11 protein-coding genes and 1 rRNA gene are annotated in these 12,964 nt (G+C 71.1%); 6 read left to right on the plus strand and 6 right to left on the minus strand.

Annotated features, from left to right (window positions below; translation table 11 throughout):
• Positions 1-119: 119 nt before the first annotated feature.
• From ACZ6EJ_RS09135 to ACZ6EJ_RS09150, 4 genes are all read right to left on the minus strand, one after another.
• Complete coding sequence (locus tag ACZ6EJ_RS09135) at positions 120-1,115, minus strand: C40 family peptidase (protein WP_469265625.1); 996 nt, start codon at positions 1,113-1,115, stop codon at positions 120-122.
• A gap of 336 nt (positions 1,116-1,451) precedes the next feature.
• Entirely contained in the window at positions 1,452-1,811 is a 360-nt protein-coding gene (locus tag ACZ6EJ_RS09140) for a hypothetical protein (RefSeq protein ID WP_469265626.1), read from the minus strand.
• A gap of 215 nt (positions 1,812-2,026) precedes the next feature.
• Positions 2,027-3,853 (minus strand): alpha/beta hydrolase, encoded by a 1,827-nt coding sequence (locus tag ACZ6EJ_RS09145; RefSeq protein ID WP_469265627.1) that lies wholly within the window; start codon positions 3,851-3,853, stop codon positions 2,027-2,029.
• Positions 3,850-4,311, minus strand: coding sequence for a hypothetical protein (locus tag ACZ6EJ_RS09150; protein WP_469265629.1), 462 nt, complete (start codon positions 4,309-4,311; stop codon positions 3,850-3,852). The genes ACZ6EJ_RS09145 and ACZ6EJ_RS09150 overlap by 4 nt, the downstream gene beginning before the upstream one ends.
• 628 nt (positions 4,312-4,939) lie before the next feature.
• Here ACZ6EJ_RS09150 and ACZ6EJ_RS09155 point away from each other — a divergent pair.
• From ACZ6EJ_RS09155 to ACZ6EJ_RS09180, 6 genes are all read left to right on the plus strand, one after another.
• Positions 4,940-5,248 carry a hypothetical protein gene (locus ACZ6EJ_RS09155; RefSeq protein WP_453544739.1) on the plus strand — a complete coding sequence of 103 codons (309 nt, stop codon included), beginning with the start codon at positions 4,940-4,942 and terminating at the stop codon, positions 5,246-5,248.
• Positions 5,249-5,429: 181 nt separating this feature from the next.
• Positions 5,430-6,299: a DUF8175 domain-containg protein gene (locus ACZ6EJ_RS09160; RefSeq protein ID WP_469265630.1), complete on the plus strand. Its 870-nt coding sequence runs from the start codon at positions 5,430-5,432 to the stop codon at positions 6,297-6,299.
• Entirely contained in the window at positions 6,289-7,617 is a 1,329-nt protein-coding gene (locus ACZ6EJ_RS09165; protein ID WP_469265632.1) for a hypothetical protein, read from the plus strand. Before ACZ6EJ_RS09160 ends, ACZ6EJ_RS09165 begins: the two co-directional genes overlap by 11 nt.
• On the plus strand, positions 7,614-9,164 hold the full coding sequence (locus tag ACZ6EJ_RS09170) for an SCO6880 family protein (RefSeq protein ID WP_469265634.1): 1,551 nt from the start codon (positions 7,614-7,616) through the stop codon (positions 9,162-9,164). The genes ACZ6EJ_RS09165 and ACZ6EJ_RS09170 overlap by 4 nt, the downstream gene beginning before the upstream one ends.
• Before the next feature lie 81 nt (positions 9,165-9,245).
• Entirely contained in the window at positions 9,246-10,664 is a 1,419-nt protein-coding gene (locus ACZ6EJ_RS09175; RefSeq protein ID WP_469265636.1) for an ATP-binding protein, read from the plus strand.
• A 1-nt stretch (position 10,665) separates the two neighbouring features.
• The gene (locus tag ACZ6EJ_RS09180; protein ID WP_469265637.1) at positions 10,666-12,147 is read left to right on the plus strand and encodes a type IV secretory system conjugative DNA transfer family protein; all 1,482 of its coding nucleotides are present in this window, start codon (positions 10,666-10,668) and stop codon (positions 12,145-12,147) included.
• Positions 12,148-12,186: 39 nt separating this feature from the next.
• Here ACZ6EJ_RS09180 and ACZ6EJ_RS09185 read toward each other — a convergent pair whose 3' ends face one another.
• Together ACZ6EJ_RS09185 and rrf are read right to left on the minus strand one after the other, a co-directional pair.
• Complete coding sequence (locus ACZ6EJ_RS09185; RefSeq protein WP_469265638.1) at positions 12,187-12,756, minus strand: GNAT family N-acetyltransferase; 570 nt, start codon at positions 12,754-12,756, stop codon at positions 12,187-12,189.
• 112 nt (positions 12,757-12,868) lie between these two features.
• A 5S ribosomal RNA gene (gene rrf, locus ACZ6EJ_RS09190) occupies positions 12,869-12,964 on the minus strand; the annotation flags it as partial.

A 12,964-nucleotide genomic window follows, 5' to 3' on the forward strand; every position in this document is an offset into this window, starting at 1 on the left:
GATCACCATGACGTTATCGAAGAGTGACTCGTCGTCGCAGCTCAGGGCCTGGGCTTCACACAGGGTCGCGGCCGGGACGGACTGCCCGTCAGTCCGCCTCACCGCACGGGGGCCATCCGTCACGCCGGGGGCAGATCCGTCGGAAGGGCGGCCGCGCCGTCCTTGGTGACCCGCGTCGCGCCGAAGTAGTCAGGCGTGTCGATCTTGTCGAACCGGATGACCGAACCGGTGTACGGCGCGTTGATCATATAGCCGCCACCGACGTACATCCCGACGTGCCGAATCGCCCGCGAGTTGGTCAGATCGTCGGAGAAGAACACCAGGTCCCCCGGGAGCAGTTCGTCCCGAGAGGGGTGCGGACCCGCGTTGTACTGGTCGTTGGCCACACGCGGCAGCTCGATGCCGACGGTCCGGTACGCCGCCTGGGTCAGCCCCGAACAGTCGAACCGGCCCTGCTGCTCGGGCGTCCCGTTGCCGCCCCACAGATACGGCGTGCCGAGCTTCTTCTGGGCGAAGTAGATGGCCCCGGCCGCCTGCCGGGACGGCGCGACCCGACCGACCGGACGGGCGAAGCTCTTCTCCAGCGAGCGGATGATCTTGACGTAGTTCTGCGTCTCCGCGTAGGGCGGCACACCGCCGTACTTGATCACCGCGTAGGCCCCGGCGTTGTAGGCGGCCAGCATGTTGCTCGTCGCGTCGCCCGGCACCTTCTTCACGTACCCGGCCAGCTCGCAGTCGTACGAGGCGGCCGAGGGGATCGCGTCGGCCGGGTCCCAGACGTCCCGCCGGCCGTCGTTGTTGCCGTCGATCCCGTGCGTGGCCCACGTGCCGGGGATGAACTGGGCGATGCCCTGCGCGGCGGCGTGGCTCTGCGCCTTCGGGTTCCACCCGCTCTCCTGGTACAACTGCGCCGCCAGCAGGGCGGGGTTGATCGCGGGGCAGAGGTTCCCCCACTTCTGCACGAGCGGCTGGAACCGCGCCGGCACCGCGCCCTTGGCCAACGCGACGGCCCCGCCACCGCCCGCCCCGGCGAGACCGGCGGCGGCGGAGTACGTACCGACGACGAGCAGCGCCAGGAGGCACATGATCAGACCGACGCCGATGCCACCGAACACCCAGAATTTCCGCACCCTCCAACCATCCCCCATCGAGGGACAGTTCAGAGACGTTTTCGCGGGTGTGTGCGAGTCATCTGCGGCACATCACCGGCGCACCCGAAGCACACGGGGGCGCTGACCTCCCGTCAGCCCCACGGGTGACGGGCACGGCGGGCCTGCGCGGAGCCGCTCCCTTCGCGCCTCGGAGAACCCTGGCGGGGACGCGTGGACCAGCGCCCGTCGACGGGGCCGGACGCGCCCCTTGATCCTGATCGCGCCGCCCAGGACGACCCCGTGCGGCACGCGCGCCGGGGCCGGACTCGCTGCTCGAAGCCGCGGGATGCCGGTCGCCGCTCACGGCCAGGGCGCGCCGGCGCCCCGAGCGGCCGGAGCGCTCGCGGACTTCGCGGACCAGAAGTCGGAGTGGATGTTGGGGCGAGGGATGAACTCCGCCTCGGGATCGAGCGGCGCGGTGGCCTTGCGGGTGGAGTCGGCCACCTCGGAACGGCGGACGCAGGGGCTGTAGACGTCGAAGTGCACCTGCCCCTTGTCGGCGACGATCAGTCCGACTTGGAACCCGTCGCGAGTCTGTGCATAGATCGCAGGGACATCGACATCATTATTGATCGCTGTCATACGGTATCCCGCCTTTCGCCAAAAGCGGTCGACCAACCCCAGCAGACTCCCCCTTCGCTCAGCAGAGACGATGGTCATGACCGTTCTCCGACGGGTAACCGTGCAGCTTCCGGTGGTTGTGGGGCCGTGTACCCAACGCACACTCGGTTCGATCTCCGCAAGAACGCTGTCGAGAACCTCATCAGCGCGTTCCGCAGCACGTTGCATGTCCATAGGTTCCTCTTGCCTCTCAGCACACCCCGCCATCAGAACCCAGGCAAGAAGGAGGAAACTCAGCCTGCGGATTCGGAGCATCAGCGCGGCTCTTCCGTTCTGATTTTATAGGCATGACCGGAAGTAATCAGTGCCATGTTTTCAACCGAAGTCATGTCGGCGAGCGGGTCGAAGTACTCCGAGTGCGCATCGACCGTCACCCCGCCGCTCCCGATCAAAGGCGGTCCGGCCCCCACCTCGAACCGTCTCGCCCCGAACGCTTCGCTGGCCGGGTCCTTGCCGAACCACACGTCGTCGTCTCCCGCATCGGCCAGATCACCGAAGAAATACGCGGCAGCCGGACCACCGACCAACATCTCAGCCGCCCCGACGACCGCTTGACCCCTCGACGGGAGTTTGGTCACGACGTCGTTGGCCGCAGCGCCGACGAACACATGATCTCTGCCCACTCCGAGTTCGTCGGCGCTGTCCGCGCCCACTCCTGGACTCCCGACGAAGACCACCTCGTCGACGCCGGGAATCCCGCCCGACTGCATCGCAGCAGCCCCCACGGTTCGGGAACCGTAGGAGTGGCCGATGGCCGTCAGATGCGGTTCCTCGTTTCCGTTGGTCGCCTCGATTCCCGCCATGAACTCCCGGAAGGACCGACCGCCGTCCTCTGCCCTCCCCCCGACCGCGACGGCAAGGCTTCCCAGCCCGTCAGGCGACTGCGGTGCGTCATACCCGAGCCAGGCGATGGCAGCGGCGGGCGCCCCGTGGCGATTCGAGGCGATGGCCAGGTCGCGCGCCCGCTTGAGATCGTCCGTCGCGAACTGCTCGTCCAACGACGTGTTCAGCCCCGGCACGTACGCCGCCACGTTCCGTGCCGTATCCGGATTCCCGTAGGCGACGATCGCCCGGCCGTTTCCCTCGTCGCTGATGCCGAGCAGGTACATGGGCGGCTCTCCCACCCTCGGCGTCGCCCGTAGCTGTCGGTCGATCTCCCGCAGCGCGGCCAGTTCGGTCGCCGCGTCCTCGTCGTCCCGCCCCTCCAGTTTGCCCATCAGCAGGTGGAGGTTGTCCCGGTTCGCCGCGTCCCGGACCAGGGCCGGGATCCCGTCCAGGTTGCCGATGCGATCGGGGTACACCGCGAGGTACTCCTCGCGCTGCCCGTCCGTCAGCCCGTCCCACCACTTCCTGCGCTCGGCCGGAGTGGCGTCGTACGGGATCGCGTCCCGCAGGTAGGCGCCGGCCGCCTGCCGCACCGCCGCCGCGTCCGCCGCGGCGTCGGTCCAGGTCGCGGCGGAGACGCCCAAGCCGTCCTGAGCCCTCAGCCCCCGCAGGAGCCTCGTGTGCCGCCCGTCCGCGTCAGCCGCCGCCCGCACCGCTCGGACCACCCGGTCCGCGATGTCCTGGGCCTTGCCCGCGTGGGGGTTGGGCGCGACGAGCCCGGACGGAGTGGTCACGCCCGGATGGGAGACCCCCGACGCCGTACCGCCCGCCAGCGGCTTCCCGTCGACCAGGCCCTCGCCGCCCACCGGATACGTCACCGATCCGTCCGGATGGACCGTGTACGTCAACGCCGCGGCATCGTCCAGCGCTTCCTGCAACGCCCGCTGCTGCGTCTTGATCTCATGGGCCAGGCTGTTCAACGTGGTCCGCAGCAGAGCGCACTCCGTGTAGACGTACTGGAAGTTCGTCCCCAGCCGGCGCAACCGCCCGACGGCCGCCCCCGCCGCCTCCCCCGCCTGCGTATCGCGCAGGCCCGGCAGGAGTTGGCCCTCGACGCGATCCCGAGCCGCGGCGGCGCGGTTGCACACCCTGCCCCACCCGTCAGCGGCCTCCTCCAGCTCGGCGCACCTCACCTCCCGTAACGCGGCCCACGTCAACGCCGTCCCCCACGCCTCCGCACCGCTCCGCCCGCTCACCGGGCTCCGCCGCCGCCCGGCGTCCCCACCTTCCCGAAGCCGCTCCTCACCGCCTCGTTGACCTCCGCCTGGCCTCGGGCGACGGCCCGCAGGTTTTCGGCCAGGCTGCGGCACTCGCCGCGCGCCTCTTCGACCCGGCGCACCCACGAGGACCGCACCGCGTCCAGCTCGGTCAGCGCGCCCAGCACACCGGCCCCGGCGCTCAGACCCCGGTGGGCCGCCTCCAGCTCGCCCCGGACGGAGCCGAGGTGCGTGACCAGGTGATCGGCGCCGCCGGCCGCCCGCACCCACGGGCCCCCGCTGTGCCGCAACTCGCCACCGGCGGACGCCCCGGTCGGCCCCGCCGGACCACCGGTCCCCGCCGGTACGGCCGCTCCTCCCGGCCCAGCCAGCTCCCGCAGTCGGCTCCACCCCCCGGTCGGCTGCCCGACCCCGGTCTCTCCGCCCACACCGCTCACCCCGTCTCCTGATCGTGGAGAGCGGACTGTGTCAAATCCGGGGTGCGCGACGCGCCACCGGTCAACCGCGCGGCACGTCACGCCCGTACGGAGGCGATCCCGTGATTCCCGGCCCGAGGCGGGGAAGGCGACGCCCCCGGCCGTCCGCGCAGTTCACCCGAAGGAAGGGGACCCACCGCCGGCCACCGCGCAGGGGAACGTGCGCGCGGCCGGCGTCCCGACCCACCCGACACCCCCACGGGCATCGGCACAGCAGGGCGTTCGCACAGCGCCCTCTTCCCCTCCCGAACCTGACGAAGCATCGAACAGGTTGCCGACCGGCGCACCGACGGCTCTCGAACGGCGCATACGAACACGCCATGCTCCGTGAACGCTGCAACCGCCTCCGGAAGCCCTGGCCCCCGTCATTGCTCCTGGTCACACCGCGTGATACACAGAGTAACCGAGCGGGTGCGGGAGGAGGCGGTCGCTCCGCAGGTCAGGGTGGCCGTACCGGTCAAGCGTGCGAGATCCGGGTAAAGAGAGCCGGGAAGACGTCGTGCGAGCGCGGTTTCATCAGCGAAGATAGAAGGCGACCCGTGCCAGAAGGGCACAGGCAGCTAACTACCCAACAGGGGCGGTGACTTACATGATCCTGGCAGCAGAGAAGGGCGACATCACCACCATCATCGGCGGAATCGCCCCGGACTGGGGACCGTTCGGCACGCTGGGCAACGAGGCGCGCATCATGATCGAGGTGGTGATGGCCGTCGCCATCCTCCTTTGCCTCGGCATCGCGATCTGGGGCGCGGCGAAGCAGCGCATCGGCGCGACGGCCCTGCGCGACACGTTCAGCGCGGAGCAGGGCAAGGGCCTGATCGTGGCGGGCCTGACGGGGGTCTTCATCATCGGGTCCCTCGGCACCCTGTTCACCATCGTGTACGGGATGGCCGTCTGACCGCCCACCGGCCACGCCGTACCGGGCCGTCCCAGCCCACCCCCCACCGTCCGCCCGTCGCGCCCACCGGCTGAGGTTGCGTCTCCCTGATGTCGAGTCACCACACCGCGTTCCAGCGGCAACCAGCACACCTCCCGTCGTCCTGCGCGGAACCGCACACGACCGAGGGGGCGTACGCGGCATGAGCCCCGGCGACGAGCACGACTACCGCGGCAAGGACCAGGGAGGCCGCTCGGCCGACCCGTACAGCACCCTCGGCGGCACCCGTCAGACCCGTACCCGTCTCCCCGACGGCGACGCGGGCCACCCGCACGGGCGCCGCCCCGCCCGCAATTCCCGTTCCCTCGTGACGATCACCGGGGTCGTGGTCCTCCTCATCGCTGCCATCGCCTTGGCCAACCGGGGCGGTGGCAGCGACGACGACGCCTCCTCCGGCGCCAAGAGCCCCGCAGCCGCGGACGGCAACGCCACGGCGGCCACCGGAACCGCACCGGTCCGGGGCAGGAACGGCGCCATCGCCTCCGGCTTCGCGCGCGACGAGCAGGGGGCGCAGAGCGCGGCGGCGAACTACGCGGTGGCGCTGGGCTCGGTGGAGATGTTCAACAAGGAGCGTCGCCGAGGCATCGTGCGGTCCGTCGCTCACAGCAGCGCCGCAGAGGCACTCCAATCGGGGTTCGACGCCGACTATTCGCCCGATTTCCTGGCACAGATCGGCCTCGACACCCACGGCAACGCCCCTGCGGGTTCCACCTTCGTCAACCGCACGATCCCGGCCGGGACGAAGGTGAAGTCCTACTCGTCCAGTGACGCGGAAGTGGACGTCTGGTGCTCCGGCCTCTTCGGACTGACCGGAGACGCTTCGACGAAACCCGTGACCAACGGATGGTTCACCGTGACCATGAAGTTGAAGTGGGATGGTTCCGATTGGAAAGTAGTCAAGACCGGTCAGCGGGACGGGCCTACTCCAGTCACTGGTGACAACCCCGTGTCCGGATCGGACGAGATCGCTGACGCGGTCAACCAATTCGGGGGGTTCACTTATGCCCGGTAGCCTGCAGGGACGCCGTTGGTCCGTCGGAATCGGCATAGTAGCTTTTCAGCCCATCCTGCTCGGGTTCGCAGCTCGGGCAGTAGCCGCACCCACTCCCACACCGACCCCAAGTGGCAGCAGCGACCCCTGTGAGTTGATCGCCGGGCCGGCACGCGACTACTGCGAAGGCGGCGAAAGCGGCAGCGTCCGCACCCAGGACGTTCCCACCACCGACGCGATGGACCCCCTCTCCTCCCTAGCCCGAGGCTGCGCCGACGCCGCCGCGTGGATCGTCGGCAAGCTCAGCGAGGCCGTGGAGAGCACGGCGAACGTCGACTTCACCAACCCCAGGTTCCTCCAGCAGTACGCCGTCATCTTCGCGGCCTCCACCATCCTCACCCTCGTCCTCTGGCTCCTCGCCGTCGCCAAACGCGCCATCCGCGGCGTCCCCCTGACCACCGCGGTCTCCGAGGCCGTCGGCTTCCTCTGGCTCACCGTCCTCGCCTCGGCCTTCACCCCGCTGGTCCTGTACACCATCGTCTCCGCCACCGACGGCGTCACCGAGGTCATCTCGTCCTCCACCGGCGGCCAGACCGACGTCTTCTTCGGCTCGTTCGCTGAGGCCCTCAAGAAGGGCGAGGACATCGGCGGCGGACCGGTCATGCTGATCGTCGTCTCGCTCGTCTCGATCCTCGCGGCCGGCGTCCTCTGGCTGGAGCTCGTCATCCGCGCCGCCCTGCTCTACGTCGGCGCGCTCCTCGGCATCGTCGTCTACGCCGGACTCGTCGACAAGAACATGTGGGGCCACGTCCGCCGCTGGGCCGGCATCATGATCGCGGTGATCATGGTCAAGCCGGTCATCGTGATCGTGCTCGGCCTCGCCGGAGCGCTCTCCGCGGAGGACGGCCCCGACGCCTTCTCCGCCGTCGTCTCCGGCCTCGCCATCATCCTGCTCGCCATCTTCGCCTCCGCCATGATCTACCGCTTCGTCCCCGGCTTCGGCGACGAGATCCAGGGCGCCCGCACCAACCGGAAGCAGGCCACCGACGGCTCCCAGGCCGCCGCCATGATCAGCTCCCCGGCCGCCCTCGTCTCCCAGGGCATCAAGACCCACAGCGGCCGCACCGACCAGAACAGCGGCGGAGGCGGCGCCCGGCCCGCCAACCCGATCAGCGGAGGCGTCGCCGCCCACAGCTCCCGTACGCCCGGCGGGGGTGCCGCGCCCGCGCCCCGCGGCGGGTCCGGCCCCACCGGCACTCCCCACAGCAGCCGGCCCTCCCGCGGCGGAGGCGGCTCCGGCAGCACAGGCAACTCGAACACAGGAGGTGGAGCGCGTTGACGACCCAGTCCCACACGATGACGCCCCGCCGCACGTATCTCATCGGCCGCGCCCGGCCGAACGCGATCGTCGGCAAGAACCGCGAGACCGGCGAGATCGCCCTCATCATCGTCGGCGCGTTCCTCGGGATGATGAGCGGACTCCTCGTCCCCGTGCTCTCCCTGCGCATCGTCTGCCTCGTGGGCTTCCCCCTGCTGGCCCTCGCCATCGTCTACGTCCCGTACCGCCACCGGACGTTCTACAAGTGGTTCGAGATCAACCGCAGCTACAAGCGCACCCTGCGCCGCGGCACCACCTACCGCTCCGGCGCGATGGAGGCGGGCGTCAGCGCGGACGGCCGGGAGGTCGAGATCGGCCCGCCGCCCGGCATCGGCCGCATCAGTTGGCTCGCGGCCCCCTTCGGACCCGACGAGATCGCCGTCCTGCTCCACGCCGACCGGCGCACCGTCACCGCCGCCATCGAGATCGAGGGCCCCGGCGTCGGCCTCCGCGACAGCGAGGACCAGGAAGCGCTCGTCGACCGGTTCGGCACCCTCCTCAAGCACGTGGCCAACGGCGACGGCTTCGTCACCCGCCTCCAGATGCTCGCCCGCACCCTCCCCGCCGACCCCGACGCGCACGCCAAGGACGTCGCCCAGCGCGGCGACAAGACGGCCCCCGGCTGGCTCCAGGACTCCTACGACCAGCTCCAGTCCATGGTCTCCACCTCCAGCGAGCAGCACCGCGCCTACCTCGTCGCCTGTATGCACTACAGCCGTGAACTGGCCGCCGAGGCCAACGCCATGGCCCGCGCCGTCCGCCCGCACGGCGGCCGCAAGCTCGACCGCGACGCCGGCCTCGCCGTCGTCATGGCCCGCGAGCTCACCGACATCTGCGCGCGCCTCGCCGAGGCCGACATCCGGGTACGCCAGCCGCTCGGGCAGAGCCGGCTCGCCTCCCTCGTGCACTCCATGTACGACCCCGACCACCCCATCGACCACATCCAGGCCATGACCAAGCGCAACGCCTGGCCCGCCGAACTGGACGCGGTCGAACCGACCTTCCTCCAGGCCAAGACCCGCGAGTCCACCACGCGGGCCCCCTGGTGCCACGCCACGGCCTGGGTGAAGGAATGGCCGATGACCCCCGTCGGCGTCAACTTCCTCGCCCCGCTCCTCGTCCACACACCCGACGTCATCCGTACCGTCGCCGTCTGCATGGACCTCGAACCCACCGAGGTGGCCATCGAACGCATGTTGACGGAGAAGACGAACGACGATGCCGAGGCCAGCCGCCAGGCCAAGATGAACCGCACGGTCGACCCCCGCGACATCGCCGCCCACGGCCGGCTCGACCAGCGGGGTGAAGACCTCGCCAGCGGCGCGGCCGGGGTGAACCTCGTGGGGTACATCACCGTGTCGTCGCGCTCGCCCGAGGCCCTCGCCCGCGACAAGCGGACGATCCGCGCCTCGGCCGGCAAGTCCTACCTCAAGCTCGAGTGGTGCGACCGCGAGCACCACCGGGCCTTCGTGAACACGCTCCCGTTCGCCACCGGCATCCGCCGCTGACCCCCGGCCCGACCACCCGACCCCGACCACCCGAGCCGGCCGCCACCCCCACGAACCGCACGCAGAGAGGGCACCCCCACCATGCGAGACCCCCTGTCCGCATTGTCGGATGCCTTCACCTCCTTCCTCTTCGGCAAGGTGGAGACGACCCGGCTCCCCGTCCGTACGTCGACGGGCCAGGCCCAGGCCGTCTACCTCCCCACCGCCGCCCCCGGCCTCGGCGACTCCGGCGTGATCATCGGCCGCGAGGTCTACTCCGGCAAGGGCTACATCTACGACCCGTTCCAGTTGTACGGGCAGCAGCTCCCCGCCCCCCACTGGCTCGTGCTCGGCGAGTCCGGCAACGGCAAGTCCGCGTTGGAGAAGACCTACGTCCTGCGCCAGCTCCGCTTCCGCGACCGCCAGGTCGTCGTCCTCGACGCCCAGGGCGAGGACGGCGTCGGCGAATGGAACCTCATCGCCCAGGAGCTGGGCATAACCCCCATCCGCCTGGACCCCGCCGCGGCGCTGAACGGCGGCATCCGGCTCAACCCCCTCGACCCCTCCATCACCACCACCGGCCAGCTCGCCCTGCTCCGCACGATCATCGAGGTCGCCATGGGGCACGGGCTCGACGAGCGTTCCGGTTTCGCGCTGAAGGTCGCCCACGCCTACGTGAACGCGACCATCACCGACCGCCAACCGGTCCTGACGGACATCGTGGAACAACTGCGCCACCCCGAGCCCGAGTCCGCCGAGGCGATGAACGTCGACCTGGACGACGTACGGGCCTGGGGCCTGGACGTCGCCCTCGTCCTGGACCGGCTCGTCGACGGCGACCTGCGCGGCATGTTCGACGGCCCCACCAGCGCCGGCATCGACCTCGACGCGCCCCTCATCGTCTTCGACCTCTCGCACATCGACCGCAACTCGATCGCGATGCCGATCCTGATGGCGATCGTCGGCGTCTGGCTGGAGCACACCTGGATCAGGCCCGACCGCAAGAAGCGCATCTTCCTGGTCGAAGAGGCCTGGCACATCATCAACTCCCCGTTCGTCGCGCAACTCTTCCAGCGGCTCTTGAAGTTCGGCCGCCGCCTCGGCCTGTCCTTCGTCGCCGTCGTCCACCACCTCAGCGACGTGGTCGACGGGGCCGCGGCGAAGGAGGCGGCGGCGATCCTCAAGATGGCCTCCACCCGCACGATCTACGCCCAGAAGGCCGACGAGGCCCGAGCGACCGGGCGGGTCATCGGCCTGCCCCGCTGGGCCGTCGAGATCATCCCGACCCTCACCCCCGGCATCGCCGTCTGGGACGTCAACGGCAACGTCCAGGTCGTGAAACACCTGATCACCGAGGCCGAACGCCCCCTGGTCTTCACCGACCGCGCCATGACCGAGGGCTCGTCGGACGACCTGCTGCCCGAGGACGTACGCGCCGCCGAGCTGGAGGCGGAGCAGCGCGCGGCCAGGATCGAGCACCAGCAGCGGATGAACGCGTCGTCAGAGTCAACGGTGGCCTGACGTGGCACGCCGGACAGCGCGGGAGCCCGCCCCCGCCCCCGCGGGAGGCCACGGCCAGAGCGGCGGCATCCCGGACGGCCTGCTCGTCGGCCTCCTGGGCCTCCTCCTCGCCGCCACCCTGATCGGTTGGACGGCCACGGGCCTGGCCGGTCTCCTCGCGCACGGGGCCTGGCCGGACGGCGTGACGTACACCCGGACGCCCCTCGCCCTGCGCGAGCTGGCCACCGCCCCCCAGGACCTCGCCGCCGCCTGGCCGCAGACGCCCCCGGCCCAGCTCTCCGGTCACGGGCTGTTCTGGGGCCTGTTCATCGGCGAGTTGATGGTGCTGGCGGTCCTGGCGGTGTTCGCCCTCGGCGTCGTGGCCCGTTGGCGCGGTGTACGGGAACGGCGCCGCGAGGACCTCCGTACGCACCCCCGCGCGCGAGCGACGGCGTACGGGCCGGAGGCCGAACCGGCAGCCCCCGCGCCGAAGGCCGCCCCGGCACCGCACGACCCCCCGCCGGCCCTCGCGGAAGCGCCGCCCGCCCCGGTCCCGCCGCCCCGCACGCCCGTCCTCCTCTACGCCCCCGCGCCCGCCCGGCGACCCACCGCCGTCCAAGCCGTCCACGACGCCGAGGGCCCCGTCCTGGTCGTCACCTCGGACCCCACGGTCTGGGCGGAGACGAAGGACGCCCGCGCGAAGATCGGGCCGGTCCTCGTCTACGATCCGGGCCACCTCTGCGACACCCCCGGCCGCCTCCACTGGTCGCCCACCGAAGGCTGCGAGCACCCCGACACGGCCGCCGCCCGCGCGGCCGCCCTGCTCGCCCCGGTACGCCCGCAGGCCCGCATCGACGCTGCGGTGGCCGACACGGCGCAGACCCTCCTCCAGTGCTGGCTGCACGCCGCCGCGGTGGACGGCCGGCCCTTCCGCCAGGTCCTCCGCTGGGCCGCCGGCTCCGGCGCCCACGAGCCCGTGCGCCTCCTCCGTACGCACCCCGAGGCCGCGTCCGGCCTCGCCGGTCTGCTGGAGTCGGCCCTCAGCGCCTACCCGGAACGCCGCGAGGTGGCCCAGGAGTTGACGGTACGGGCGTTCGCCGCGCTGTCCACGGTGCACATCCGGGAGGCCTGCACGGCGAACCGGGCGGATGCGCTCGCGCTGGCATCATTCGCGGGCGAAGGGGGAACGCTCTACGTGGTGGGCGAGCCCATCGAGGATCCGCGCGCCCGCCCCGGCGCCATGCCCCTCCTCACCGCGCTCGCCGCAGACGTGGTCGAGCACGGCCGCCGCGTGGCCGCACGGTCATCCGGTGGTCGGCTCGACCCACCAATGACCCTCGTCCTCGACGATGTCGCGGCCGTGGCGCCCTTCCCCCAGCTCCCGGAGCTGCTGGCGGCGGGCGAGGAGCGGGGCATGGCCGCCTTCGTCCTGCTCCGCTCACGCGAACAGGGCCGCGCCCGCTGGCCGGACCCCCTGCACGTCCCGACGCCCGGCCCCGCGTAACGCCGTCTCCGACCGGGCGCCGGCGTGCCGGGCCCTGGTCTACGCCGTCCGGTCCTCCCGCCCCAGCACGTACTCCACCTCCAGCTCGCCCCCGTCGCCCGGAGCCGGGACGCGCCGGCCGGACGGGGCGAACCCGAACCGCCGGTAGAAGGCCGCGGCGCGCGGGTTGTCCTCGTGGACGTAGAGGCGCACGCGTTCCAGCCGGGGCTCGGTCAACGACCAGGCCCACGCGACCGCCGTACGGAACAACGCGTCCGTCACCCCGGTCCCCCGCACCTCGGGGCGGACGAACACCCCGACCAGGTGGCCCTGGTTCACCGTGGCCGGTTCTCCGAAGCGCGCGATGTCCTCCGGCCGCTCGACGAGGACCGTGGCCGTTCCCACCCACGCCCCTTCGGGCGATTCGGCGACGAACTGGCGGACGCTTCCGGCGCCGTCCTCGGCCCCGTTGGCCGTACGCTCCTGCCAGAACGCGTCCGGCTTCTCCAGGGCGTCCTCGTACGTCTCCAGGAACGCCACCGGGGCCACCGGGTCCTTCAGGGCTTCCAGCCGCAGTCGCCTGGCCTGCGGCCATTCGTCGGCCCGCACCGCGCGTATCACGTAGTCCATGCCCTGATCCTGGCCCCCGTCGGGCCCGCGCTCAACCGATAAACGGCCGGCCGGAACGTCGTGAACGCAGAAAAGCCCCGTGCCAATGGCACGGGGCTTTCCCGGAAAAATTTTTCGGCGGCGTCCTACTCTCCCACAGGGTCCCCCCTGCAGTACCATCGGCGCTGAAAGGCTTAGCTTCCGGGTTCGGAATGTAACCGGGCGTTTC

Source organism: Streptomyces sp. NPDC041970 (assembly GCF_055588985.1).